At 74.6% G+C, this 24571-nt stretch carries 19 protein-coding genes and 1 pseudogene; 8 read left to right on the top strand and 12 right to left on the bottom strand.

Annotated features, from left to right (window positions below):
• Positions 1–8: 8 nt before the first annotated feature.
• From ACWEQL_RS22985 to ACWEQL_RS22970, 4 genes are all read right to left on the bottom strand, one after another.
• Positions 9–1280, bottom strand: a complete 1272-nt coding sequence (locus tag ACWEQL_RS22985; RefSeq protein ID WP_452152166.1) for an FUSC family protein — start codon at positions 1278–1280, stop codon at positions 9–11.
• Positions 1281–1379: 99 nt separating this feature from the next.
• Positions 1380–2033 carry a vitamin K epoxide reductase family protein gene (locus tag ACWEQL_RS22980; RefSeq protein ID WP_452152165.1) on the bottom strand — a complete coding sequence of 218 codons (654 nt, stop codon included), beginning with the start codon at positions 2031–2033 and terminating at the stop codon, positions 1380–1382.
• A gap of 80 nt (positions 2034–2113) precedes the next feature.
• A complete protein-coding gene (locus ACWEQL_RS22975; RefSeq protein ID WP_452152164.1) occupies positions 2114–2923 on the bottom strand; it encodes a DsbA family protein in 810 nt (269 codons plus the stop codon).
• A 152-nt stretch (positions 2924–3075) separates the two neighbouring features.
• Positions 3076–3753 (bottom strand): hypothetical protein, encoded by a 678-nt coding sequence (locus ACWEQL_RS22970; protein ID WP_452152163.1) that lies wholly within the window; start codon positions 3751–3753, stop codon positions 3076–3078.
• Positions 3754–3939: 186 nt separating this feature from the next.
• Between ACWEQL_RS22970 and ACWEQL_RS22965 the strand changes: the two genes are divergently transcribed.
• The 5 genes and pseudogenes from ACWEQL_RS22965 (at position 3940) to ACWEQL_RS22945 (ending at position 9060) form a co-directional block, all read left to right on the top strand.
• Positions 3940–4599, top strand: a complete 660-nt coding sequence (locus ACWEQL_RS22965; RefSeq protein WP_452152162.1) for a hypothetical protein — start codon at positions 3940–3942, stop codon at positions 4597–4599.
• On the top strand, positions 4596–4982 hold the full coding sequence (locus tag ACWEQL_RS22960) for a hypothetical protein (RefSeq protein WP_452152161.1): 387 nt from the start codon (positions 4596–4598) through the stop codon (positions 4980–4982). Before ACWEQL_RS22965 ends, ACWEQL_RS22960 begins: the two co-directional genes overlap by 4 nt.
• A 56-nt stretch (positions 4983–5038) precedes the next feature.
• A pseudogene (locus ACWEQL_RS22955) lies at positions 5039–5284 on the top strand (hypothetical protein); the annotation flags it as partial.
• Positions 5285–5332: 48 nt separating this feature from the next.
• A complete protein-coding gene (locus ACWEQL_RS22950) occupies positions 5333–8110 on the top strand; it encodes a COR domain-containing protein (protein ID WP_452152176.1) in 2778 nt (925 codons plus the stop codon).
• A gap of 50 nt (positions 8111–8160) precedes the next feature.
• The gene (locus tag ACWEQL_RS22945; RefSeq protein ID WP_452152160.1) at positions 8161–9060 is read left to right on the top strand and encodes a CHAD domain-containing protein; all 900 of its coding nucleotides are present in this window, start codon (positions 8161–8163) and stop codon (positions 9058–9060) included.
• On the opposite strand, the gene ACWEQL_RS22940 is transcribed toward ACWEQL_RS22945, so the two are convergent.
• Positions 9057–9902: a uracil-DNA glycosylase gene (locus ACWEQL_RS22940; protein ID WP_452152159.1), complete on the bottom strand. Its 846-nt coding sequence runs from the start codon at positions 9900–9902 to the stop codon at positions 9057–9059. The genes ACWEQL_RS22945 and ACWEQL_RS22940 overlap by 4 nt on opposite strands.
• A gap of 123 nt (positions 9903–10025) precedes the next feature.
• On the opposite strand from ACWEQL_RS22940, the gene ACWEQL_RS22935 reads away from it, so the two are divergent.
• The 3 genes from ACWEQL_RS22935 (at position 10026) to ACWEQL_RS22925 (ending at position 12701) form a co-directional block, all read left to right on the top strand.
• Complete coding sequence (locus tag ACWEQL_RS22935; RefSeq protein ID WP_452152158.1) at positions 10026–10955, top strand: slipin family protein; 930 nt, start codon at positions 10026–10028, stop codon at positions 10953–10955.
• Between the two features lie 82 nt (positions 10956–11037).
• On the top strand, positions 11038–11490 hold the full coding sequence (locus ACWEQL_RS22930; protein ID WP_452152157.1) for a CBS domain-containing protein: 453 nt from the start codon (positions 11038–11040) through the stop codon (positions 11488–11490).
• A gap of 191 nt (positions 11491–11681) precedes the next feature.
• The gene (locus tag ACWEQL_RS22925) at positions 11682–12701 is read left to right on the top strand and encodes an MBL fold metallo-hydrolase (protein ID WP_452152156.1); all 1020 of its coding nucleotides are present in this window, start codon (positions 11682–11684) and stop codon (positions 12699–12701) included.
• A 9-nt stretch (positions 12702–12710) separates the two neighbouring features.
• Here ACWEQL_RS22925 and ACWEQL_RS22920 read toward each other — a convergent pair whose 3' ends face one another.
• The 7 genes from ACWEQL_RS22920 to ACWEQL_RS22890 form a co-directional block, all read right to left on the bottom strand.
• Positions 12711–13121 (bottom strand): PaaI family thioesterase, encoded by a 411-nt coding sequence (locus ACWEQL_RS22920; RefSeq protein WP_452152155.1) that lies wholly within the window; start codon positions 13119–13121, stop codon positions 12711–12713.
• 58 nt (positions 13122–13179) lie between these two features.
• Positions 13180–16797: an FxSxx-COOH system tetratricopeptide repeat protein gene (gene fxsT / locus ACWEQL_RS22915; RefSeq protein ID WP_452152154.1), complete on the bottom strand. Its 3618-nt coding sequence runs from the start codon at positions 16795–16797 to the stop codon at positions 13180–13182.
• 44 nt (positions 16798–16841) lie between these two features.
• Positions 16842–17327, bottom strand: a complete 486-nt coding sequence (locus ACWEQL_RS22910; RefSeq protein WP_452152153.1) for a hypothetical protein — start codon at positions 17325–17327, stop codon at positions 16842–16844.
• Positions 17328–17409: 82 nt separating this feature from the next.
• Positions 17410–20355 carry an FAD-binding and (Fe-S)-binding domain-containing protein gene (locus ACWEQL_RS22905; protein WP_452152152.1) on the bottom strand — a complete coding sequence of 982 codons (2946 nt, stop codon included), beginning with the start codon at positions 20353–20355 and terminating at the stop codon, positions 17410–17412.
• Positions 20356–20655: 300 nt separating this feature from the next.
• Positions 20656–21702 carry a glycosyltransferase family 2 protein gene (locus tag ACWEQL_RS22900; RefSeq protein WP_452152151.1) on the bottom strand — a complete coding sequence of 349 codons (1047 nt, stop codon included), beginning with the start codon at positions 21700–21702 and terminating at the stop codon, positions 20656–20658.
• 194 nt (positions 21703–21896) lie between these two features.
• Positions 21897–22643, bottom strand: coding sequence for an aggregation-promoting factor C-terminal-like domain-containing protein (locus ACWEQL_RS22895; protein WP_452152150.1), 747 nt, complete (start codon positions 22641–22643; stop codon positions 21897–21899).
• 673 nt (positions 22644–23316) lie between these two features.
• Positions 23317–24384: an EI24 domain-containing protein gene (locus tag ACWEQL_RS22890; RefSeq protein ID WP_452152149.1), complete on the bottom strand. Its 1068-nt coding sequence runs from the start codon at positions 24382–24384 to the stop codon at positions 23317–23319.
• Positions 24385–24571: the final 187 nt, after the last annotated feature.

Here is a 24571-nt window from a genome sequence, read left to right as displayed (position 1 = left end):
GCGGGCGCTCAGGGTCGGGCGGCGGCGGCCTTGCGGCGCCGGGCGCGCGAGCGGCGCAGCCGGGAGGGCCGCAGCCGTTCGCCGCGGGCCAGGCGCCGCAGCCAGGAGAAGCGGCCGAACCGCTCCCGGCTCGCCACCGCCGCACGGTCCAGCTCCTCCATCAGCCGCCGGCCGCGGTGGTCGAGGTCCAGCTCGTCGAGGATCCGGTCGACCTCGGCCAGTATCGAGCCGTGCAGCTGCCAGGCCTCCGGATGCTCCTGCACCCGGCGCAGCAGCAGATCGGCCACGTTGTCGCGGACGGCCCAGGCGGCCGCCAGCTCGGCGGTCAGCCGCCGCTCGGCCTCCTCAGCGTTGCTGCTCACCGGTGTGGTCACCAGGACGGCGAAGCTCACCAGGGCCCCGCCGACGTGGTCCAGCAGCTCCTCCAGCGCCACCGCCACCTCGGGCGCGAAGAGCCGCTCGCCCGGGTCGCGGCGCTTGGCGAGGTCGGTGAGCGAGCGGGCCAGCACCCGGATCACCACCACGCAGATCTCCAGGGTGTCCAGACCGGTGCGCAGCACCAGCCGGGAGAGCAGCGCCTCGCTGATCCGCGGGTTGAACCGCAGGCTGTCCTCGGCCTGCCGCAGCGCCGCGTCCACGTCGGCGATCGCCTGGTCGAGGGCGCGGGCCTGGTGCAGCCGCTCGGCGGCGCGCTCCACCGGGGTGGGCCGGCCCAGCTCCTCGGCGATGCCCAGCAGCAGCGAGCGGGCCCGCCGGGCGAGGTCCTCGATGGACTCGCCAGCGGTGTCCACCCAGACCGGCGGGGCGAAGAACAGGTTGAACAGCAGGCCCACGACCGCGCCGATCAGTGTCTCCAGCACCCGGTCCCAGGCCTGCGAGGCCAGCTTGGTGACCCCGAGGATCAGCATCGCGCTGATCGCCACCTCCTGGACGAACTCGTCCACCCGGACGAATCGTCCGACGATCAGCGAGGCCAGGATGATCAGGCCGAGGCTCCACCAGGAGAGTCCCACCACGGTGCTGAAGCCGATCGCGATCAGCACCCCCACCACCACCGAGTTGACCCGGCGGATGCTGGTCGTCAGCGTCGAGTACACGGTGACCTGCACGACCAGCAGCGCGGTGAGCGGCGCCGTCAGCGGGGCCGGCTCGCTGCTCAGCTGCGTGGCCACCACGTACGAGAGCGTGGCGGCCACCGTCGCGCGCGCCGTCTGGACGACGAACGGATCGCGGGCGCCGCGGCGGAGCGCGGCGCGGAAGGACTCCGGGAGAAGCGCCATGAGGCCCTACCTTCCCCTCCGGGGTCCCCCGCACCGCGGATCCACCGGATAGGCACCCGAACAGCGCTTGCGGAGGGGCCTGCTCCGGTTGTCCGGAGGTCAGAGCAGCGTGCGCCAGTAGAACCAGAAGCGGTTGAGGACCAGCAGCGCGATCACCGCCGCCCACAGCACCGGGACCACCCAGTGGTAGCGCGCGGCCTCCCGGACGACCGGCCGCAGCCGGGCGCCGACCGGTATCATCCCACCGCGCAGGTTGTGCAGCGTCGTGTACCAGAACAGGGTGACCACCGTCGCCCACACCACCATGCAGTACGGGCAGAGCGCGCCGATCTCGTACAGCGCCTGGTCGATCAGCCAGTGCGCGAAGACGACGCCCCCCAGGGTGCCGGCGTGCAGGCCCAGCCAGAACCAGCGGCGGAACGCCGCCCCGGCGAGCAGGCCCGCCCCGACCGCGGCCAGCGCGGCGAACCCGGCCAGGCCCAGCAACGGGTTGGGGAACCCGAGCACCTCGGCCTGGTCGGTGCGCATCACCGAACCGCAGCTGATGACCGGGTTGAGGTTGCAGCTCGGCAGGTAGGAGGGGTCCTCCAGCAGCCGGAGCTTGTCGAAGGTCAGGACGGCCGAGGCGGCCAGCCCCAGCAGCCCGCCGACCAGCAGCAGCAGCGCGTACGGGCGGCCCGCGCCGACGGGCGGGCGCGGCGGGGCGCCGGCGGTGGAACGGCGGACGGGGTTCACGGTGAGCGGGGTGGTCACGGCAGCACACTCCGGTGAGGTGTGAAGGGCCGGCCCGGCCGGGGATTCGGCCGGGCCGGTGGTGCTCACTCGGACCCGTCCTACAGCCCCGCGGCCTGCTTGACCTGCGCGGTGAACTGCTCCGGCGTCACCGGGCGGTTGTTCTGGAACAGCGTGAGCGGCTTGCCGTCCACCTTCACGGTCGGGGTGCCGCGCACCCCGCTGTCGTCGAAGGCCGCCGCCACCTTGGCCGCCCACGGCGCGTAGGTGCGCTCGTTGACCGCCTTCACGAAGGCGTCCGTCTTCAGCCCCGGCACCTGGCCCGCCAGGTCGAGGATGCGGTTGACGTCGCCGAAGCCGTCCTCGCTCTCCTCCGGCTGGTTGGCGTACAGCACGTCGTGGAACTGCTTGAACTTGTCGACGCCCTCGTTGAGCGCCGCGCCGGCCGCGGCCAGCGCGGTGCGCGAGCCCTTGCCGCCGAGGTTCTTGTCCAGGAACGCGGCCAGCCGGAACTCGACCTTGATCTGGCCCTCGTCGGCGAGCTGCTTCACCGTCCCGCCGTTGACCGCCTCGAAGGTCTTGCAGACCGGGCAGCGGAAGTCCTCGAAGACCTGGAGGGTGTGCGGGGCGTCCGCCTTGCCGTAGACGATCACCGTGCCGTCCGGGCCGGTGGCGTTGGCGGGCACGACCAGGGCGGCGGAGGCACCGGCCGCGTCCTTGTCGTCCTTGTCGGCGGCCTTGACGGCGATTGCGGTGCCGCCGGCCAGGGCGGCCACGACGGCCACCGAGAGGCCGATCACGATGTTGCGGCGCAGCCGGGCGGCCCGCTGCTCCCGCAGGTGCGCCTCCTGGATGCGCTCACGGGCGGAGGGACGGTCGGCGGCACGGGTGGACTGCTTGGTCTTGGCCATGGTGGTTCTGCTCCTGTACGGGTCGCGCGCGGGTGCGCGCGGACGGCCGCCGCCTCGACGGCGCCCGGGAACGGGCGGGCCGGAGGGGCGAGGGGAAGGTTCAGGAGTGCCTGCCCGGTACGGGCTCCTCGGGGCCGGACGGCCCCGGACGCTCAGAGGGCAGGCGCGAACGCAGGCGGGCCACGCCGGGGCGCCGGGGTGAGGACCACGTCCTCGCGGCGCGCGTGGCGCCGGGCCGGGGCCGGCAGCGGTACCCGCAGCACCGGGCGCTCAGGCGCCGGCGCGAGCAGTACGACCAGGGCGCGCAGCGGGGCGGCGAGCGCCTCGCCCAGGACGCGCAGCGCGCGGGCCAGCCCGCTCAGCGCCGCGTCGCCGAGCCGTAGCCAGACGGCGGCGGCCAGCGCGACCAGCAGGTGGACCAGCAGCACCAGCAGCTGGGTGGCCGCCGGGGCCACCGGGCCGGCGTGCCCCAGCTGGTCGGCGAACAGCGAGCCGTCCATCGAACCGCCGCCGCAGACCAGCAGGTTCACCCCGCGGGCCGGCGTGTGGACCGCGTCCAGCACCGGGGAACAGGTCTCCTGGCCCAGGTTGAAGGCGGTGTTCAGCAGCAGCTCCACCGGCACCAGGACCGCGGCGACGGACAGCAGCCCGCGCTCGCGTCCGGCCAGCGCGCCGGCGGTCAGGAAGACCACGACGGTCGCGCCGAGGATCAGGTTCAGCGGCAACGGGCGACCGGTGACGAGGACCTGACCCAGCGCCGACAGCGGCACGGCGAGCGCGGTGAACACCGCGGCCCGCAGGGCCCTCGTCGCGTGGGTGGAAGTCGTCACGGACCGGAGTATGCCACGACGCTTACACCGGGCACGAGGGCGCCTCCCGGGGTGATCGCACAGGTGAGGCGCGGGTGGTCACCAGTTCGCCCGGTGGGGCGGCGCGGTTCACCGGAGTTCACCGGGGCGGGGGGTTTCGGTGGTGAACGGGCGTCAGGAGGTGACGGACGGTCGGACGATCGGGTGATGGACTATGCCACCGGTCTGCAGCCGGACCCGCACCTGCACCTGTACGTGCACCTGCCGATCCCGCCGGTACGGCCGGTGCCTCCGTCCGTGCAGTTGCCCGCCCTGCCGGTACCGCCCGCCCTGCCCGTGCCGCCTACGTTGCCCACCGTGCAGCCGCCGGTGCCGCCGCCGCGGCCGGATCCGCCGCCGACGGACTGCCCGGTGCCCGGGCCGACGGCGCTGCCCTCGCCGTCGCCGTCGGTCTCCGTGGTGCCGGCGCCCGTGGTGGGGACACCGGTGCCCGCGACCACGGAACCGGGGCGGGCGCCCGCGGTGGCGCAGCCCGTACCCCGGCCGTCGCTGGCGCCCTCACCTTCGCAGCCACGGCCGCTGTCGCTGTCGCCCTCTCCCTCGCCCTCGCGTGAGCCGGTGCCCGAGCGGCCGGTCTCGCCGGTCTCGCCCCCGCCGTCCACACCGCCGCCGGTCCTGGTGCCCGTACCGGTCGAGACCGTGGCCGCCGTGGTCGTGGCCCCGCCGCCACCCGGTGCCGCACCGCCCGGACCGGCCGGCCTCGAACCCGCCGTGTGGGCCGTCCTGCTGGTCCTCACCGTCCTGCTCCCGGCCGCGCTCGCCGCGGCGCTCGGCCACCACCACATGCCTCCACGGAGTCGCAGATGAACCCTGGCCCGCTCCTCGGCGCCGGCGGCGCCATGCTGGTCGCCGTCCTCGCCCTCGCCGTCGCCCACCGGATGCGCCCCGCCCTCCCCGAGGGCGAGCAGCCGCCCGAACCCCACGCCACGCTCGGCGCCATCGGCTCCGGCCTGCTCTCCGGCTTCACCCTGCTGACCGGCTTCCTGGTCGCCACCGGCTGGGCCTCCCACAGCACCGGCATCGTCCCGCCCGGCGGCCTCTACGTCGCCGACCTGGCCGCCGGCGCCGCCGTGCTCGTCTACCCCGCCCTGGCCGGCCTGCCGTTCACCCCGCGCTACGTCACGGCGGTGTGCTTCTTCGGCCTGCTGGTGGGGTACACGATGGCGTTGGCGATCCAGCTACGGCCGTAGCGTGGATGCCATAGGCTCACGGCCAGTCAGGTCTGCTCCATGGAAAGGGAGATCAGATGTACTCCGAGCCGCCGAGGGACGAGTTCGAGTACAGGGACGGTGAGGAGGAGGCTGCGTACCGGATCGGGCAATGCGCCCGTCGCGGAGCGCCCGCCTTGAGGCTTTCAGGCCTTGGTCTCCACGAAGTTCCCGAAAGCGTATTCGAGTTGACGCACCTTGTCGACTTGGACCTGAGCATGAACGAGCTGAGTCGACTTGAGGGTATCAGTCGATTGACAGAGCTTCAGATCCTCGATATCTCACACAATGACTTGTCCGAGCTCCCCGGCGAAGTGTCTCAGGTGGCCGGGTTGAGGATTCTGAAAGTCAGGGGCAACCGCATCTCGGCCCTTCCGCAGGGGCTGGCCGGGTTGCAGCGCCTCAAGTCGCTCGATCTCTCGATGAACCGGCTGGAGGAGCTGCCGGAGGCGATCACCGGCTTGCCCGGACTCACAGGCCTGGTGCTCGGCCTCAACCCCCTGCGCTCCCTGCCCGCAGAGCTCGGACGGCTCACCGGCCTGGAGATGCTGTGGCTGGACGACGTCCGCCTACGGGGGATCCCGGCCTGCGTGGGGGACCTTTGGCGGCTGCAGGTTCTCTCCGTGCGTGGACTCGGGCTGACCGAACTGCCGCCGTTCATGAACCGGTTGCAGGATCTCGTCAGCCTGGATGTCTCGCGCAACAGCCTGGTCGAACTACCCACCTTCCTCGGGGCCCTCCCGCACCTGAGTGAGCTCAACGTAGAGGGCAACCCGCTGCTCTTCCCGCCACCCGAGGTGGTCGCGGCCGGGCCCGCCACGATCCGCTCTTTCCTGGCCTCGGCGCAGAGCGACCCGGTCCGCCAGTGGGCGTCCAAGGTGGTGGTGGTCGGCGAGGGCCGGGTGGGCAAGACCTCGCTGCTGCGCGCCCTGCGCGGTGAGCAGCACAATCCACGCGAGGAGACCACTCACGGCCTGGCGGTCGGGCGGCTGGACCTCGACCACCCGGCCCCGCCCTCCGACGCGGGCGATTCGATCGAGATGCAGCTCGCCACCTGGGACTTCGGCGGTCAGGAGATCTACCACGCCACCCACCAGTTCTTCCTGACGGACCGTTCGCTCTTCCTGCTGCTCTGGGACTCCCAGGCCGGCTGGGAGGCCGGGAAGATCCACTACTGGCTCGACATGATCAAGGCGCGGGCCCCGCAGGCCCCGGTCGTCCTGGTGGCGACCCACCTCGGCCCCCGTCCGCCGGACCTTCCGCTGACCGAACTGCGCGATTCCTACCCGGGGTTGATCGTGGCGAGCGCGGCCGTCGACAGCGCCACCGGTGAGGGCGTGGACGAGGTCCGCGAGCTGGTCCGCGCCGAGGCCGCCCGGCTGCCGCTGATGGGTGCCCGCTGGCCGCGCCACTGGCTGGCGGCCGCCGACGCGGTCCGGGCCCACCGGGCCAAGCACGTCGAGCCCGAGGAACTGCGCGCCCTGATGGCGCTGGAGGGCGTCACCGAGCGGGACTCGCAGGACTCGCTCACCGCCGCCCTGCACAGCCTCGGTGATCTGCTCTACTACCCCGAGGACGAGGAACTGCGCGACCTGGTCGTGCTGCGCCCGCAGTGGCTGACGACGTACATCAGCCGGGTGCTCGACTCGCACGAGGTGCTCCACGAGCGCGGGGTGTTCCGGCACGCGTACGGCGACGAACTGTGGATCGACGTCGAGCGGCCGGTGCGGCGGCACTTCATCCCGATGATGGAGAAGTTCGACCTCTCCTACCGGACCGACGACGGCATCGGCAGCCTGGTCGTCGAACTGCTTCCCTGGGAGCCGCCCGAGTACCAGCAGCGCTGGGAGGATGCCTCGGAAGAACGGGAGTTGCGGCTCCGCTATCACCTGCACACCGTGCCGCCGGGCATCCCCACCTGGTTCCTGGCCCGCTCGCACCGCTTCTCCACCGGGCTGCACTGGCGCTCCGGCGCGCTGTTCGCCCACCCGGACGGCGCCCACCTCGGGCTGATCACGGTCGACCGGCACGCCAAGACGGCCGAGATCAGCGTCCGGGGCCCGTACCCCAACGACTTCTTCGCGGTGCTCAAGGACGGCTTCGAGCAGACTCTCGCCCGCTACCCGGGCCTGGACATCAGCCGGACCGTGCCCTGCCCGGACCGCGCGGACGACGGTGCGCCCTGCCCGCACGAGTTCCAGTACGAGCAACTGGTGGCCCGGCTCGTCCGCAACCCGCCGCGCGAGCTGATCGAGTGCCCGGCCCATCTGGACGACCTTCCGGTGCGGATGCTGCTCCAGGGCATCGCGCCACCCCAACTCGCCGTGACCAACCAGCTGGTGGAGCTGACCAACCTCAGGCTGGCGCAGCTGGGCCGGGCCGTGACGGCCGTCGGCGACCGGGTCGGCGACGAGGCCGAGCGCAGCCGCAACCAGTTCGCCGCGATGCTCGCCGAGCAGCAGCGCACCTTCCTCTCCGTGCAGCGGGCCGGCCAGAGCCGCCAGGAGGTGCTCTGCCCCGGTGTGATCGCCGTCGAGCAGGTCAGCCGCAAGCGCCTCCGCGGCCTGGCGCCATCGGGCAAGCGGCTCCTGGTGCACCTGTACTGCGAGGCCCCCGGTGAGTGGCACCGGCTGGAGGGTGTGGAGCCGTACGAGGTGCCGGTGACCTCGGAGCGGCTGGCCGTGCTGGTGCCGTACGCGGAGAGGGTGGCGACGGTGCTGAAGTTCGCGGTGCCGGTGGTGGGCGCCGGGTTCGGCGCACTGGCGGAGGACACGGGCAAGGCGGTCAAGGACCAGATGGAGCTGGCGAAGTCGCTGCTGGACGGCATGCCGGAGGAGTTCCGCCGACTGGACGTGAACACCCACCTGCGGGCCACCCGCCATTCCGAGTTCCGGGCCCTGCAGGCCGTGCTCACCGGCCTCGACCCCGAGCAGCGCTGGGGCGGCCTCGACAAGGTCACCACGCCCGAGGGGCACACCTACTGGCTCTGCGAGCGGCATGCCGCCGCCTTCCGTCCGGTGGGCGCCCTGCCCGCCCGGCCGCCCGAGGGGGTGGCACTGCCGGGTCAGCGGGACGCCTCGGCCGGGCAGCGGGCGCTCGGTTCGCCGTAGCCTTGAGCATGGTCCCTGGAGGCTGGCGCGAGCGGGCGGGGTGATCGTGGATGGCGGCGAGGACGCGGTCCGGCGGCACGGTGGGCGAGGCCGTGCTGGCCCGGCTGGGCGAGCAGGCCGAGGCGCTGGCCGGCCTGGACGAGGCCGTCCGGGCGGACGAGCCGGACGCGGTGCACCGGATGCGGGTGGCCTGCCGACGTCTGCGCAGCGCCCTGCGCACCTACCGCCGGCTGCTGCGCGGGGACGCCGGTGAGCACCTGATCGGCGAGCTGCGCTGGCTGGGCCAGGTGCTGGGGCGGGCCCGCGACCAGGAGGTGCTGACCGAACGGCTGGTCGCGCGGGCCCGTGAGCTGCCCGCCGAGTGCGGGCCGCAGCGGATGGCCGAGGCGCTGGAGCGCTGGGGGCGCGAGGAGTACCGGCGGGCCTGGCCCGAGGCGGTGGCGGTCCTCGACAGTCCCCGTCGGCGGCTGCTCGGCGAGGAGCTGGCCGCGCTGCTGGCGCAGCCGCCGCTGCGCGGACGGGCGGGGCGCGACGCCGTGCCGGAGCTGGCCCGGATCGCGGCGAAGGAGCAGCGCCGGGTGGCGGAGCGGGTCCGGGCGGCGCTCGCCGAGCCGGGCGGTCCCGAGGCGGACGCGCGGCTGCACGACGCCCGCAAGGCGGCCAAGCGGGCGCGGTACGCGGGGGAGACGGCCCAGTCGGTGGCGGGGAAGGCGGCCCGGCGTTTCACCGAGCGGATGAAGGCGGTGCAGGAGGTGCTGGGCGAGCACCAGGACGCCGTGGTCGCGGCCGCGGCCCTGCGCGGGCGCCTCGCCGGGGTGGACGGCCGGGAGGACGCCTTCGCCTACGGGGCGCTGTACGGGGAGCAGCTGGCGGCGGCGGAGGCGGCACGCCAGGAGCTGCCGGCGGTGTGGCAGCCAGCCGGGAGGCCGAAGCTCGTCCGCTGGTCCTAGCTGTCGGACTCCGGCAGCGGGTCGAGCCCGGCGGCGAGGGCGGCGGTGCGCAGCAGCTCGCGCAGCATGGGGGTGGTGAGGCGGCCGGTGTTCGTGTTGCGCGGGCTGACGTGGTAGCAGCCGTACAGCTCCAGTGGCGGGCCGCCGTCGGCGGCGGGCAGGGTGACGTGGGCGCCGTGGCCGAACACGGGCCGGGGGCGGGGCAGCCGCCAGCCCGCGTCGGCGAGTACGGGGAGCAGGGCCTGCCAGGCGAAGCCGCCGAGCGCGACGACGCTCCGGACGGTGGGGCGCAGCAGCTCCAGTTCGCGGGTGATCCAGGGGCGGCAGGTGTCGCGTTCGGCGGTGGTGGGCTTGTTGTCGGGCGGGGCGCAGCGGACCGGATCGGTGATCCGGACGCCGTCCAGCCGCAGCCCGTCGCCGTGGCGGACGGACTCGGCGCGGTTGGCCAGGCCGAGCCGGTGCAGGGCGGCGTACAGCAGGTCGCCGGAGGGGTCGCCGGTGAAGATCCGGCCGGTGCGGTTGGCGCCGTGCGCGGCGGGGGCGAGGCCGACCAGGAGGAGCGGGGCGTCGGGCGGGCCGAAGCCGGGGATCGGGCGGGCCCAGTAGTCCCAGTCCTGGTAGGCGCGGCGCTTGGTGCGGGCGGTCAGTTCGCGCCACTCGACCAGGCGGGGGCAGGCGCGGCAGTGGGTGACCAGCCGGTCCAGGGTGGTCAGGTCGGGGGTCCGGGGCGCGGCCGCGGCGGGGTGGCCGGGGTGATCGTGGTCCCCGGCGGGGTCGCTCCCGGGGGGGCCGGGTGGCCCGGGGGCCTTCGGGGCGGTGGCGCGGTCCGGCGGCTGCGGCATGGGTCGATGGTAGGGCGCGGGCGGGTTCGAACCGGGCCGAACCGGGCAGGCGTAGCGTTGGAAGCAGCCGCTCCGGTGGCGCACGGTGCCGGGAGCGGCGCTGCCGGGCGCGAGGAGACCGTGATGCTGATCTTGGATGCGGTGCTGGCGGTCCTGGTGGTGGCGGCCGTGTGGGCCGGCCTGAGCCTGCGGGTGGTGCAGCAGTACCAGCGGGGCGTGGTGTTCCGCTTCGGCCGGGTGCGCGAGCAGGTGCGCGGGCCCGGGCTGGTGCGGCTGATGCCGATCGCGGACCGGATGAGCAAGGTGAACGTGCAGATCGTGACGCTGCCGATCCCCGCGCAGGAGGGCATCACCCGCGACAACGTGACCGTCCGGGTCGACGCGGTGGTGTACTTCCGCGTGGTCGACCCGGTGCGGGCGACCGTGAACGTGCAGGACTACAACTTCGCGATCTCCCAGGTCGCGCAGACCTCGCTGCGGTCGATCATCGGCAAGAGCGAGCTGGACGACCTGCTGGCCAACCGCGAACCGATCAACCAGGGCCTGGAGTTGATGATCGACAGCCCGGCGCTCGGCTGGGGCATCGAGATCGACCGGGTGGAGATCAAGGACGTCGCCCTGCCGGAGTCGATGAAGCGTTCCATCGCCCGCCAGGCGGAGGCCGAGCGGGAGCGGCGCGCGCGGATCATCACGGCGGACGGCGAGTACCAGGCCTCGGCCCGGCTGTCGGAGGCCGCCGCGGTGATGAGCGCGACCCCGGCCGCGCTCCAACTGCGGCTGCTGCAGACCGTGGTGGAGGTCGCGGCGGAGAAGAACTCGACGCTGGTCCTGCCCTTCCCGGTGGAGCTGCTGCGCTTCCTGGACGCGGCGGGCGAGGTGCAGCGGCAAGCAGCCGTCAAGGAGACGGACGGTGCCCGTCCCCCCGAGGGGCCGCCGGACGAGCTCGAACCGGGCCACGGGCCCAACGGCGTCGAACAGCCGTCGCTGCCCTCGCTGGAAGAACTGCTGGAGCACTCCCCGCTGGAGGACCCCGATCCGCAGCCGGGCGGCTGAGGGCCCGGCCCGGTGGCGGTGGCTCCCGGGGCGGCAGAGGATGGAGTGCGGGGGAGCGGCAGTTCCGTAGGGAGGCCCGATCATGACCAAGGCGAGTGACATCATGCACCCGGGCGCCGAGTGCGTCACCGCGGAACAGACCCTGGCCGAGGCCGCGCGGATCATGAAGGAACGCGATGTCGGGGCACTGCCCATCTGCGGCGAGAAGCAGAAGCTCCTCGGCATCCTCACCGACCGGGACATCGTCCTCAAGTGCATCGCCGAGGGCCGCGACCCGTCCACGGTGACCGCGGGCGAGATGGCCGAGGGGCGGCCGATGGTGGTGGAGGCGGACGAGGACACCGACCAGGTGCTGCGGGTGATGGAGCAGTACCGGGTGCGCCGGCTGCCGGTGATCAACCACCCGGAGCACGAACTGGTCGGGATGATCAGCGAGTCGGACATCGCCAACGGCCTGCCGCAGGCCCGGGTGGCGGAGTTCGTGTCGGCGATCTGCGCCCGGGACGAGGAGCCCGAGGCGGGCGGCAAGGCGTAGGGCCCGTCGACAGCCGCGGGGCCGAACCGGATGTGCACGAAGCGTGTGCGTCCGGGGAGATCCTGTGGATCCGTCAGAAAGCTTGCCGGGGAAGGAAACCCGGGGCGTGTCCGGGGCGTGTTGACCTCACGGTGGCGGTGTGGAGAGCGCCGCCGCCGTGAGCCGACGTCTGCCCGAGAGGATCATCCCGCATGCCCCGTTCCGGATTCGACCGCCGCTCCTTCCTCGGTACCGCCGCCGTCGCCGGTGCCGGCCTGGTCACGGTGGCCGCGGCCCAGCCCGCCGCCGCCGAACGGGCCGACGGGGGGCCGGACACCCCGGCGGCCCCGGACACCCCGCCGGCGCCCGTCGCGCCCGGTTCCCCGGCGAGCGCGACCGACACCGTGTACCGCTGGTTCGGCACGGCCGGCTGGCGGATCGACCGCGGCAGGCGCACCGTCCTGGTGGACCCGTACCTGACCCGCTTCGACACCGGCCTCTACAGCGAGGAGTTCAAGCCGGGCACCCGGCTGACCACCGACACCCGGCTGGTCGACGCGCACATCGGCCGGCCGGAGCTGATCCTGGTCACGCACAGCCACTGGGACCACATCAACGACGTCCCGCACATCGCGATCAGCACCGGCGCCAAGGTCGTCGGCACCGAGACCACCTACCACCTGCTGCGCTCCCTGAACGTGCCGGCCGGGCAGCTGGTCGTGGTCCGGGGCGGCGAGGTGCTGGACTTCGGGGACGGGCTGGTGGTCGAGGTCTTCTCCAGCCGTCACAGCCGCAACGGCTCCCGCCAGTACTTCGCCCCGGGCACCCTGCACGCCGTCCCGGCCCAGGCGCCCACCACCATCGGCGAGCTGCCCGAGGGGGACACCCTGTCCTTCCAGGTCACCTTCGCCGGCGGCCCGTCCGCCTTCCTGATGGGGGCCAGCGACTTCGCCGAGCGCGAGGTGGCCGGGCTGCGGCCGGACATCGCGATGGTCTCGGTGCCCGGCCGCGCGTCCACCGCCCACCAGTACGTGCCCCGGCTGCTGCGGGCGCTCGGGCACCCGCGCACGGTCGTCCCGGTGCACTGGGACACGTTCGAGACGCCGCTGGTCAACCCCGTGCAGCCCGACCCGGGGGTGGACCTGCGGGCCTTCACCGAGCTGGTGCGCCAGGTCTCCCCGCAGAGCCGGGTGGTCGTCCCCGACTACCTGACCCCGCGCACCTTCCGCTGAGCCGGGCGCCTAGGCCAGCGCGTACACCGTGGTGGCGTGGGCGGCCGGTTCCTCCTCGCCCTCGGCGGTCAGGGTGATGTCCAGGAAGGCGATCCGCCGGCCCAGCTTGGTGACCCGGGCGTGCACCAGCACGTCCCGGTCGAGCACGGCCCGCTGGAAGCTGGTCGACTGCTGGACGGTGGTCATCGGCCCGAACCCGCCCCGCGCCGCCGACACCGCGATCACGCTCGCGGTGTCGGCGGCGGCCATCATCGCCTGCCCCGACAGCCCGCCGCCCTCCCGCGCCAGCGCGGCCGACCACGGCAGCCGCAGCACCGCGTGCCGCTCCCCGGCCTCGGTCACCGACAGGCCGAGCGCCTGCACCCAGGGGGCGAAGTTGTCGGCCAGGATCTTGTCCGCCTCGGCGGTGGTGATCGTCATCCCGCCATTGTGGGCCGCCCTCCGCCCGCTGTCACCGCTTCCGGCCGATCGCCGCGGGTCACACCGGCTGGGTCTCCGGCAGCCGGTCGACCGCCCGCCCGTCCCGGACCGCCACGGTGTCGGGGTGCTCCTCGCCCAGCAGGCGCCGCAACCCGTCCACGGCGGAGGCGTGCAGGGTCTCCGCCTCCTCGGAGGGGCCGATCGCCCGGAGGGCGCGGGCCAGTGCGGCGGCGCAGAGCAGGGCGTCCGGGTGCCGCGGGCCGCGGTGCGCGCGCAACCGGCCCAGCGCGTCGCGCAGCAGCTCCACCGCCTGCGCCGGCCGGTCCTGGTCCATCCGGACTTCGGCCAGGTTGACCGTGGCCACGAGGGTGATCGGATGGTCCGGGCCCAGGGTACGGAGCAGGGCCCTCACCGTCTCCTCACCGACACCGGCCGCCTCCGCGACCTGTCCGCAGCGCCGCAGGTGGACCGCGAGACCGGCGGCGGCCGCAAGGGTGAAGGGGTGTCCGCCCCCGAGCACGCGGCGGTGGCGGTCCAGGGCCTCCTCGGCGAGCCCCAGGGCCTCCCGGCGCCGCCCGGCCGCACCGAGGTCCGCCGCCAGGCTCAGCGCGCAGACCAGCGCGTCGGGTACGTCGGGGCCGTAGCGCGCCAGGAAGCGGTCGTAGGTGCGCCGGGTCAGCGCCAGGGCGGTGGAGAGCTCCCCGGTCCGCCGCAGTGCGACCGCCAGGGAGACGGTGGTCCGCAGGTTGTCCAGCACGTCCGGCGCCAGTACCTCGGCCAGCGTGTCGACGGTCTCCCTCAGCAGGTCGGCCGAACCCCGGAGGTCTCCGAGCTCTCGCAGCTCGCGGGCCACGTTGGCCCTGCTGGCCAGCGTGTACGGGTGGCGCGCACCGAGCACCCTGCTGCGCCGTTCGAAGGTGTCCAGGTCCAGCTCGTGCGCGGCCCGGTCGTCGCCGAGCAGCCGGTGGTCGATGGCCAGGTTGTTGGCCGCCGTGAGCACCCGGGGATGGTCCTCGGGGTACAGCCGGCGCACGTTGTCCCACACCTCCAGGTCGAGGTCGAGGGCGTCCCGGAACCTGCCGGCCGACCGCAGGTCGGCGGCCAGCGAACCGGCGGTCGCCAGCGTGTCCGGGTCCTGCTCGCCCAGCACTCGTCGCTGGCTCCCCAGGATCGTTTCGTCCAGCGACAGCGCGGCGGCATGGTCACCCGCGGAGCGGAGGACGTTCGCGAGTTGGAAGCGCAGTTGGAGGGTCTGGCGGTCATCGGTGCCGAGCCTGTCGGTCCACACGGCATCGAGGTCGTAGCCGAGTCTGCGGGCTCGGGTCAGGTCTCCGCGCTTCCAGAGGTAACGGAGGCGATCGATGTGCAGCTGGCGGGTCCGGGTCTCGTCGCACAGGTAGGCCAGGGAAGGGGCCAGATGGGGCCAGAGGTCGCTGAACGCCGGCCAGTTGGCGGGATCGTCGATCCCGCCGGACGTCGGTCGGGCGTCATTGAGGATCTGATGAACCTGGTGCACGGCGATCTCGCTCTCCCGCTCGGACATCGCGTGCCGGACCACCGCCTGCACCAGCCGGTGCAACTGGACGGTCCCCCGGCCGGCGTCCACCCGGGCCAGCGAGTAGCGGCCGAGGGCTCGGACGGCGGCCGAGACCGCGAACACGCTGGTGCAGCCGGGATCGTGCTCTGACAGTACCTGGACCGTCCGGCCGCTGTACAGAAGCCTTGCGGCGATCGGCTCCGGGGCGAAGTAGGCGCACAACTGCAACAGGCGGGCCGCGGCGGGGGACTCCACCCGCAGCCGGCCGATGGACACGTGCCAGGTGGCGGCGACCGACCGCGGGTAGTCGAAGGCGCCCTCCGCGGTGAGGGCCGGCCGCAGCTCGGCGAGGTAGGCCTCGACCGGCATCGCCGTGGCGTCCAGCCAGGCCGCCGCGACCTCCACCGCGAGCGGCAGGTCGCCGAGCGCGTCCGCCACCGTGGCCGCGTCGTCGGCCGACAGCCCGCGGACCCGGCGCCGCAGGTGCTCGACGCTCTCCGCCCGGGAGAAGACGTCGACCTCCAGGGCGTCGGCGACCCGGGTCCAGTCCAGGTTCCGCGAGGTGAGCAGGATCCGGCCCGGCCCGTCCGGGAAGTACGGGCGCACGTCGGCCGGGTCGTCGGCGTTGTCGAGGACCAGCAGCCAGCGGTCGGTGGGCACGCCGCGCCCCAGCGCCTCCCGGGCGGCCTCGGCGGCCTCGGCCACCGAGTCGCCGACCGGCAGGCCCAGCCGGTGCGCCAGGTCGGCCATGGCGAGGACGACCGACTCGGTCTGCTCGGCGTCGATCCACCACACCAGGTCGTACTCCGAGCGGTACCGGTGGGCGTACTCCAGCGCGATCTGGGTCTTGCCGATGCCGCCGAGCCCGTAGAGCGTTTGGGAGAGCGGCAGCACCGCGGTGGGGCCGCCTCCGAGCTGCTCGTGCAGATGGTCGAGGACGGCGTCGCGCCCGGTGAACGAGGGGTGCCGGGGCGGGAGCCTGAGGTGCGCGGGTGCCGTCCCCGGGTGGCGCAGGCCGGTCAGGTCGGGCACCGGCCCGCCGATGCCCAGGGCGGCGAGCAGTTCGGCGGCGGCCGCCGCCGGGTCGTGCCCGGTGAGCTCGGCGAGCGGGAGGGCGCCGTGGTCCGCGGGGAGCACGGCGGGGGCGATCCGGGCGACGACGTGCCCAGGGCCGGGCGGCCCCTCGGTCGCGGGTGAACCGGGGAGGGCGGGGGAGAGCAGGGTGATCGTCCGGTCCGCAGGAGTCCCCCGGGCCGGACGCAGCCCGGCCCGGGTCAGGACGGCCTCGGTCCAGCGGGCCCAGAGCCGGTCGCCGGGGGCGTGCCGGAGCGCGAAGGTGAGGCCGTCCCCGGGCCCGGCGCCGGGAGGGTCGCAGAGCGGGCAGCCGGCCGGCCGGCGGGTCCGCCCGGGGTCGCGACGCAGCGCCGGATGGCCGTCGGCCCGGTCGATCAGCTGCCCGGCGGCCTCGGCGAGCGCGGCCGGGAGGGGATCCAGGCCGTGGGTCAACTCCGCGTACGGGCCGGTCCATTCGTGCAGGGCGAGCCGGTCGGCGAGATATCCGGCGGCCTCCTCGGCGGTGAACGGGCCGACCCGGATCACCCGGTGGAGGCTGGAGTGCAGCGCGTTGCTCCCGCTCCGGGTGGTCACCACGACCCGGCCGCACGCGGACGGCGGCGGCCCGAGCTCGGCCAGGAGGGCGGGGTCCGTGAGCCCGTCCAGGACGATCAGCCAGCGTTCCCCGGTGATGGTGAGCCAGCGGATGAGGCTCTCCGCAGTCTCCTCCTGGCCGAGCCGCCCGGCGGCCCGGGCGTAGGAGGCGGTGAGGGAGGCCCGGTTGTCCGCGTCGGCCCACAGCACGACGTCCGCCATGCCCTCGCGCAGGGCGAGCCGGGCGTGGTGGGCGGCGGCCTGGGTCTTGCCGGAGCCGGCGGGGCCGCTGAGCACCACCGGGCCGGCGGCCGGCGCCCCTTCCACGGCCGGCCGGTGGCGGTAGCAGTCCGCCGGGGCGGGGAGGGTGCCCAGCAGCAGGGGGCGGAGAGTGCTCTCCGGTGCGGCGGTGTCCGGGCGGTACAGGTGCAGTTCGTGGACGCGCTCGGCCACCACACCGCCGGAGACGACGAGGTCGCGCTCGCTGCGCACGCCTCCGCCGGGGATCGTGGGGTCGGTGCCGGTCCCGGGGGCGGTCAGCGCTGGTCCGGCCCCGGCGGGGTAGGGCGGTCGGTGCCGCCGATGGTGACCGCGGCGGTGAAGTCGCGGCCGATGACGCCCCCGTGGTTGGAGAGGCTGCCGCCGACGGTCACCCCGCTGTTCTCGGCGTGCACGGCCGGTGGGGGCGCGGGGCTGCCCGCCTCGGCGAGCAGGGCGCGCAACTCCTCTACGGCAACGGCCTGTTCAGCGGGACCGAGAGTGTCCAGGAAGTCCTCGAACCTGGTCCGCCAGGAGGCCTCCTGCTGGCTGGACACCTGGGCGGCAATGTCCGGTCCGGTGGCCGTGAGCGCCTCGCCGGTGCGGTCGAGGCGCTCCAGGACGGCCCGTTCTGTCTCCGGGCGCCCGCGTCCGAGCAGCCGGGCCACCCGGGCGCGCAGCGCCGTCCAGGTGTCGGTGCCGGCCGCCTGGACGACCCCCGCGCCCCCGGCCGCCGCCACCGCGGTCACTGTCTCCACCAGCATCGGTGCCCCCTGAGAAATCGGTGGACTTCTGTTCCAGAGATGACGGTCATTCAACTCTCAGGGTTCCCAAGGGATAAGACCGTCATCCGGAAATCCCGTCGGAGCCCTCCCCGCGTTCAAGGCGCTGGGCGCGCAGGGCCTGCTGGAGGGCCTCGGCGAGGTGGAGGGGGCGGCGGCCCTGGGCGAGGTGGGTGATCTGGGTGCGGCAGCTGTAGCCGTCGGCGAGGATGAGGGTGTCCGGGTCGGCGGCGCGGACCTCGGGGAGCAGGACGCGTTCGGCGACCGCGGTGGAGACCTCCCAGTGGCCGCGTTCGAAGCCGAAGTTGCCGGCCAGGCCGCAGCAGCCGGAGTCGAGGACGCGGTTGTGCAGGCCCGTCCGGGCCTCCACCCGGCGGTCGGCGGCGGTGCCGAGGACGGCGTGCTGGTGGCAGTGGGTCTGGGTGATGGCCTCGGCGGTGAGCCGGGGTAGTTCGGCGTCGGGGGCGTACTCGTCGATGAACTCGGCGAAGGTACGGGTGCGTTCGGCGACCGGGCGGCCGTCCGGGCCGAGCAGGCGGGGCAGGTCCTCGCGCAGGGTGGCGGTGCAGCTGGGGTCCAGGCCGACCACCGGCAGGTCGCCGGAGGCCGCGAGCACCCGGACGCTGCGGCGCATCACCCGGCGGGCGGTGGTGAGTTGGCCGGTGGAGTACCAGGTGAGGCCGCAGCAGACCGGGCCGGCGGGCAGCTCCACGGCGAAGCCGAGGTGCTCCAGGACCTCGACGGCGGCGCGCAGCACGTTCGGCTGGAGGTGGTCGGAGAAGGTGTCGGGCCAGAGCAGCACCCGCTCGGCGCCGGCCGGGGCCGGGTGGGCGGCCCGGTGACGGCGGAACCAGCGGCCGAAGGTCTCCGGCGGGAACACCGGGATCGGCCGGCGCCGGTCGATCCCCCCGAGGCGCTTGAGCGGGCCGGCGGCCGGGGAGCGGGCGATCAGGTTGGCCGCGCCGGGGGCGAGCGCGACCGCCCGCAGCCACACCGGCAGCCAGCCCATCGAGTAGTGGGAGAGCGGGCGCCCGCGGCGGCGGTAGTGCTGGTGCAGGAACTCGGCCTTGTAGGTGGCCATGTCGACGTGGACCGGGCAGTCGCTGGCGCAGCCCTTGCAGCCGAGGCAGAGGTCCAGCGCCTCGCGGACCTCCTCGGAGCGCCAGCCGTCCCGGACGGCTCCCCCGGCCGGGTGGCCGGGAGGCGCCCCCGCGCCGCGCAGCATCTCGGCGAGCAGCCGGGCCCGGCCGCGGGTGGAGTGGCGTTCCTCGCCGGTGGCCATGTAGCTCGGGCACATCACCCCGGTGCTGGTGTCCACGCACTTGGCCACGCCCACACAGCGGTGGACCGCCTTGAGCAGGCTGCCGTCGTCCTGCTCGTACAGGAGGGCGAGCGGCAGTTCGCGGACCGGTCCGGCGAAGCGCAGGTCGGAGTCGAGCGGGCGGGGGTCGACCAGGGTGCCGGGGTTGAGCAGGTTCTCCGGGTCCCAGATCCGCTTGAACTCCCCGAACAGACCGATGATCTCGGGGGAGTACATCCGGGGCAGCAGTTCGGCCCGGGCCTGGCCGTCGCCGTGCTCCCCGGAGAGCGAACCGCCGTACGAGACCACCAGGTCGGCCGCGGCCTCCATGAACTCCCGGAACACCGGCCGCCCCTGGGGCGCGGCCAGCGGGAAGTCGATCCGCAGGTGCACGCAGCCCTCGCCGAAGTGCCCGTACGGGACGCCGCGCAGTCCGTGGGCGCGCAGCAGGGCCCGCAGGTCGCGCAGGTAGGCGCCGAGCCGTTCGGGCGGGACGGCGGAGTCCTCCCAGCCGGGCCAGGCCTCGCCGCCGTCGGGCAGCCGGGTGACGATGCCGGCGCCGGCCTCCCGTACGCCCCAGAGCTGGCGCTGCTCGGCCGGGTCGGTGACCACGGCGGCGGTGGCGCCGCGTTCGCGCCGGACGGCGACGGCGAGTGCCCGGGCCGCGTCCAGGGCCTCGGCGGCGGTGGCGCCGGCGGTCTCCAGGAACAGCCAGCAGGCGCCCTCGGGCAGCCGGTCCAGCGCGGGCGGGCGGCGGCCGGCCGCGAGCAGGGCCTCGATCAGGTCGGCGGCCATGCCCTCGACGGTGAGCGGGCGCAGCGGCAGCAGCGCGGGGACGGCGTCGGCGGCCGCGGTCTCGTCGGGGTAGCCGGCCACCACCAGGGCGCGGGCCGGCGGGTCCTCGACCAGCCGGACGGTGGCGCCGAGCAGCAGCGCGCAGGTGCCCTCGGTGCCGGTGAGCGCCCGCGCCAGGTCGTACCCGCGCTCGGGGAGCAGGGCGTCGATCGGGTAGCCGGAGGTGCGCCGGGGCAGCTCGGGCATGCCGCGGCGGATGGCGGCCAGGTTGCGTTCGGCGAAGTCCTGGAGGGAGCGGTGGAGTTCGCCGATCCGGCCGGGGGCGGCGCGCAGCGCGGTCCGTCCGGCGGGGGTGAGCGGGCCGCCGACGGTGAGTTCGGTGCCGTCGGCGAGCAGCAGGTCGAGCGAGTCGACGTTGTCGGCGGTGCGGCCCCAGGTGATCGAGTGCGAGCCGCAGGAGTCGTTGCCGATCATGCCGCCGAGGGTGCAGCGGCTGTGGGTGGACGGGTCCGGGCCGAACCGCAGGCCGTACGGGCGGGCGGCGCGCTGGAGGTCGTCCAGCACGGTGCCGGGCTCGACCCGGGCGGTGCGGCGGTCCGGGTCCACCTCCAGGACGGCGCCGAGGTGGCGGCGGAAGTCCAGGACCACCGCGCCCGGGTTGATCGCCTGGCCGCCGATGCTGGTGCCGGAGCCGCGCGCGACCACCGGGGTGCCGTACCGGCGGCAGAGGGCGAGGGCGGTGCGGACGTCGTCGAGGTCGGCCGGCTTGACCACGCCGAGCGGCAGATGCCGGTAGTTGGAGGCGTCGTGGCTGTAGACGGTGCGCTCGGCGGCGCCGAAGCGGACCTCGCCGCGCAGCGTGTCGGCCAGCGCGCGGGCCAGGTCGGCCCCGGGTACGGCGGAGGGGCGGCTCACGGGTCTGACCTCCCGGACGGCGGCGGACGGGCGGCGGCGGACGGTTCGTCGCCGACCTTGCCGATCATGGCAGCCGTCCGGCGGCTACGGGGGCGGACGACCCCGCGGCGCGCGGTCGGTCCTGAGCCGATCAGGTCGGAGGATCGTCGGTCCGGGCGTTTCCGACCGCTTCGCGCGGACCGTGGGCGCGAAGGGTGATCGTACGGCTCCGGTAGGTCACCGAGGGTGGGCGGCCCGCGCCCGCCGGACCGCTCCGGCGGGCGTGCGGGCGTGCGGGCGTGCGTCCAGGCGTGCGGGGGCTCAGGCCGTCGCGGTCTCGGCCTGCGGGCGGCGGCGGGCCGAGCCGGTCACGGCGCTGCGCGCGATGTGCGAGAGCTTGGCCACCTCGAAGGCCGGGTACGAGCCGCCGGCCAGCAGCGAGAACTTCACGCCCTCGCGCCCGCCCGGCCGCCGGTGATCGGCGGGCAGGTAGCGGCGGTGGTGCTCGGCCGCCCGCTGGAAGAACTGCGGCCGCTCCGCGCGCGCCACGCAGCCGGCCAGGTCGAAGACGAACAGGTAGTGCCGGACCATCCGGGTGAACAGCGGATCGCGCACCGGCTCCAGCTCGGGCCGGTCCTCCAGCAGGGCGAAGCTGCGCTCGTACTGCTCGAAGACGTCGAAGTGGCTGCTGCCCGGCGAGCCGGTCGGGTGGACGGTCTCGCGCCGGCGCAGCCGCACGCAGGGGCGGGGCAGGACGGCGATCCGCTCGGCGCGCAGCACGGCCCGGTGGACGACCGGGACCTCCTCGTAGCGGCCGTCGGGGAAGGCCAGCGCCTGGTCGTACCAGAGGTCGCGGCGCAGCAGGCGGTCCCAGATCAGCGGGGGAGCGCCGAGCAGCGCGGGGTGGTCCAGCGGGCCGAACACCTCGGGGCCGGCCGCGGCGACCGCGTCGAGCAGGGCCTCGGCGCCGCCGGGCCAGTCGCGGCTGGCGTGGCGGCGGGTGTGCCCGAAGTGCAGGACGTCCACCGGGCCGGTCGCGGCGAGGCGGTCGGCCATCGCCTGGAGGCCGTCCTCCGGGAGGACGTGGTCGGCGTCCAGGAACAGCAGGTACTCGCCGACCGCGCGCAGCGTGCCGGCGTTGCGGGCGCGGCCGACCCCCACCGACGCGTTGAGGTGCAGCACGGACACCCGCGGGTGGCGCTCCGCGTAGGCGTCCACGAGGTCGCGCGGCGTGTCGGGGGACTGGTCCGCGACCACGATGACCTCGAAGTCGCGGAAGGACTGCGCGAGCAGCGAGTCGAGGCACTCCGCCAGCTGTTTCTGCCGGTCGTAGGCGGGGAGCACGACGCTGATGAGGGGTGAGGGCATGACGCCGGAGCGTAGGGAGCGCGCGCGAACGGTGGCAAAACGCTGACGGGCCATCAATACGGGCAATTGGGACGAAACCCGACGGCGTCCGCCGAATCTTCACATGCTGCTCGGAACGCGTCCACGACGGTCTTGACATGCGGAAACGGGCGCGGCCGGTCGGCCGCGCCCGCTGTGCGGACCGTGCGGTCCGATCAGTACCAGTGGTGGGACTGCCAGAACGCCCAGGCGCCGCAGGGGCTGCCGTAGCGCTCGTTCATGTAGTTCAGGCCCCACTTGATCTGGGTGGCGGGGTTGGTGCGCCAGTCGGCGCCGGCCGAGGCCATCTTGGAGCCGGGCAGGGCCTGGACCAGGCCGTACGCGCCGGAGGAGGCGTTGGTCGCGTTGACCTTCCAGCTGCTCTCGTGCGACACGATGTTGCTGAAGCACTGCAGCTGGCCGGCCGGGACGATCTGGGCGGCGATCTGCTGCGGGCTGCCGGAGAGGACCGGCTTGGCGTTCAGGGTCGGGCGGGCCTGGGAGCGGGAGGCGGCGGCCGCGGCGTCGGCCTTCGCCTTGGCCTCGGCCTGTGCCCTGGCCTCCGCCTGGGCCTTCGCCTCCGCCTGGGCCTTCGCCTCGGCCTCGGCCTGTGCGGCCTGCGCCTCGGCCTGCGCCGCCTGGGCCTGGGCGTCCTGCGCCTGCTGCGCGGCCGCCGCGTCCGCCTGGGCCTGGGCCTCGGCCTGCGCCTGGGTCTGGATCGGGAGGGCGTCCGCCTGTGCCTGCTCGGGGCTCGCCGCCGCGACCGCCAGGCCGTCCGCCGAGATCCCGTGCGCCGGCGCGGCCGCCTCCGCGACGGCGGTGTCGCCCTGCGGCAGGGCGAGCGCGGCGGTGGCGACACCGGACAGCAGGAGGGTGGCGACACCGGTGATCAGGGAGTTGCGGCGGGCATGGCTGAGCTGCATGGGGCGAACGTTCCTTTTCCGTCGGGCGGGCCGTCGTCGGGCACCGGTCGGTCCGTGCGGTGGGCGCACGGGCGTGGCGGCATGCGTCGGGTGCATGCGGTGCACGCGGGGTGGTGCGTGCGGCATCGCGCAGGGTGCTCGGGCGAGCAGGCCCGCGATGCCGTACGGGACGGCCATGGCGCCCCGGCGGTGACGACGGGGCGGGCGGGAGGCGCGGGGCGGGGGTCGGTCGCACCGCGCTGCAAGGCGACGGCGCCCATTCTTGGCAGGTCGCGGCACGGGCGGCAACGAGCCCCGCTACTACGGCCGGTAGTGGACGCGGCGGCGGAAACGACGAAGCGCCCGGCGGATGCCGAGCGCTTCGTCCCTATTTGCCCGATTTGGGGGATGTCGAAACCGGACGGACCGGAAATCCGCGATTCACGGCCGGGAACGCGGCCCTGGCCTGCGTCCTTACGGGCCGCCTCCCCGGACGGCCCGCCGCCGGGGCCCCTCCCCGACAGCCCGGTCGGGCCCGGTGACGGACGGCCGGGCCGTTCGACGACTATCGGCGGCAGTAGCGGCCGAACGCCCTGTGGGCGGCTTCACACGCCCGCGCCCCCGGTCTCACCGGAGCGTGAGCGTCCGCTCACGGCCCGGGGCGCGGGGGCACGGTCGGGAGGGGAGGGCGGGGTCAGCCGCGGTACGGGTTTCCGTCGGCGGGCTGCCCGCTCCCGTACGAACCGCCCGCGTACGGGTCGGCCCCGTACGGCGGCTGCGCGCTCCCGTACTGCGGGCCCCCGTAAGGCTGGCCCCCGTACGGCTGGTTCCCGTACTGCGGGGCACCGTGCTGCGGCGCGCCCCCGTACGGGTTGGCGCCCCCGTACGGGTCCCCGTACTGCGGCACGCCTCCGTACTGCGGCGCGCCGGTGTACGGCGCCTGCGGCGCGCCGTGCTCGCCGCCCGGCCCGCCCTCGCCGTCGGGCAGCCGGCCCTCGGCGTCCTCGTCCTCCTCCGGCTCCTCCTCCACCGGCACCAGGTCACGGGCCAGCAGCGTGGCACCGGCCACGGCGCCGGGCATGGCGACGACGGTGACGAAGGGGACCAGGAAGAGCAGGATCAGCGGCACGCCGAAGCCCAGGGCCAGCGGCAGCCGGCCGCGCAGCAGGCGCAGCCGCTCGCGCTGCGGGATCCCGCGCCGCTGCAGGCCGACCGAGGTCAGCTCGACGGCGAGGAAGAAGCCGGACACCAGGAACCCGGCCACCGGCACCACGGTCTGGCCGACCACCGGGATGAAGCCGCAGCCGAACAGCAGGATGCCGAAGCCGGCCACCCGCACCAGTACGTACAGGCTGTCCCGGGCGGAGATCAACAGCTCGCGCCAGAGCGGCACGTCGGGCGGGGTGGGCGCGCCGCCCTCGGTCTCGTCGACCTTCTCGCAGAGCGACTCGTAGAAGGGCTGGCCGACCAGCAGGGTGACCGCGGTGAAGGTGATGACCGAGAGCAGCAGTCCGCCGCCGAACACGATGGCGGCGAGCGCGGTGCGCACCATGCCCTGCCAGGGCGAGCCCCAGTCGTCGGCGAACGGCGTCGCCCATTCGGCCAGGTCGTCGGCCCGGGAGCCGAGGAACACCAGCGCCACCGCGTACCCGACCAGGGTGAGCAGTGCCGGGATCATCCCGAACCCCCACCATCGGCCGTGCCGCGCGACCCACTTCTGGCCCTTCGCCAGGTACTTCATCCCCGCCACAAGATCTCGCATAGGGGGAAGGGTAGGGGGTGCCGGTCGGCGGGGTCATCCCGGTCGCGTCATGATCCGGTACCGGCCGGGCCCGCCGTGTCGTCCCGGGCCCCGGGCCGCCGTGCCGCCCCGGCCACGCCGTGCCGTCCGGGGCCGTGCCCCACGAGCGACGCGCCGGGCCGGGGAGCCGTTGCGGAGGCTCCCCGGC

The sequence above is a fragment of the Kitasatospora sp. NPDC004240 genome (assembly GCF_053603215.1).
Note: the sequence above shows the minus strand (reverse complement) of the source record. Positions and strands in the feature narration are given on the sequence as shown.

Excerpts from the sequence above, each read along its gene's own strand:
- ACWEQL_RS22985 (WP_452152166.1), bottom strand. The coding sequence starts at position 1,280 with ATGGCGCTTCTCCCGGAGTCCTTCCGCGCCGCGCTCCGCCGCGGCGCC.
- ACWEQL_RS22975 (WP_452152164.1), bottom strand. The coding sequence starts at position 2,923 with ATGGCCAAGACCAAGCAGTCCACCCGTGCCGCCGACCGTCCCTCCGCC.
- ACWEQL_RS22965 (WP_452152162.1), top strand. The coding sequence starts at position 3,940 with ATGGACTATGCCACCGGTCTGCAGCCGGACCCGCACCTGCACCTGTAC.
- ACWEQL_RS22960 (WP_452152161.1), top strand. The coding sequence starts at position 4,596 with ATGAACCCTGGCCCGCTCCTCGGCGCCGGCGGCGCCATGCTGGTCGCC.
- ACWEQL_RS22945 (WP_452152160.1), top strand. The coding sequence starts at position 8,161 with ATGGCGGCGAGGACGCGGTCCGGCGGCACGGTGGGCGAGGCCGTGCTG.
- ACWEQL_RS22940 (WP_452152159.1), bottom strand. The coding sequence starts at position 9,902 with ATGCCGCAGCCGCCGGACCGCGCCACCGCCCCGAAGGCCCCCGGGCCA.
- ACWEQL_RS22935 (WP_452152158.1), top strand. The coding sequence starts at position 10,026 with ATGCTGATCTTGGATGCGGTGCTGGCGGTCCTGGTGGTGGCGGCCGTG.
- ACWEQL_RS22930 (WP_452152157.1), top strand. The coding sequence starts at position 11,038 with ATGACCAAGGCGAGTGACATCATGCACCCGGGCGCCGAGTGCGTCACC.
- ACWEQL_RS22925 (WP_452152156.1), top strand. The coding sequence starts at position 11,682 with ATGCCCCGTTCCGGATTCGACCGCCGCTCCTTCCTCGGTACCGCCGCC.
- ACWEQL_RS22920 (WP_452152155.1), bottom strand. The coding sequence starts at position 13,121 with ATGACGATCACCACCGCCGAGGCGGACAAGATCCTGGCCGACAACTTC.
- ACWEQL_RS22910 (WP_452152153.1), bottom strand. The coding sequence starts at position 17,327 with ATGCTGGTGGAGACAGTGACCGCGGTGGCGGCGGCCGGGGGCGCGGGG.
- ACWEQL_RS22900 (WP_452152151.1), bottom strand. The coding sequence starts at position 21,702 with ATGCCCTCACCCCTCATCAGCGTCGTGCTCCCCGCCTACGACCGGCAG.
- ACWEQL_RS22895 (WP_452152150.1), bottom strand. The coding sequence starts at position 22,643 with ATGCAGCTCAGCCATGCCCGCCGCAACTCCCTGATCACCGGTGTCGCC.
- ACWEQL_RS22890 (WP_452152149.1), bottom strand. The coding sequence starts at position 24,384 with ATGCGAGATCTTGTGGCGGGGATGAAGTACCTGGCGAAGGGCCAGAAG.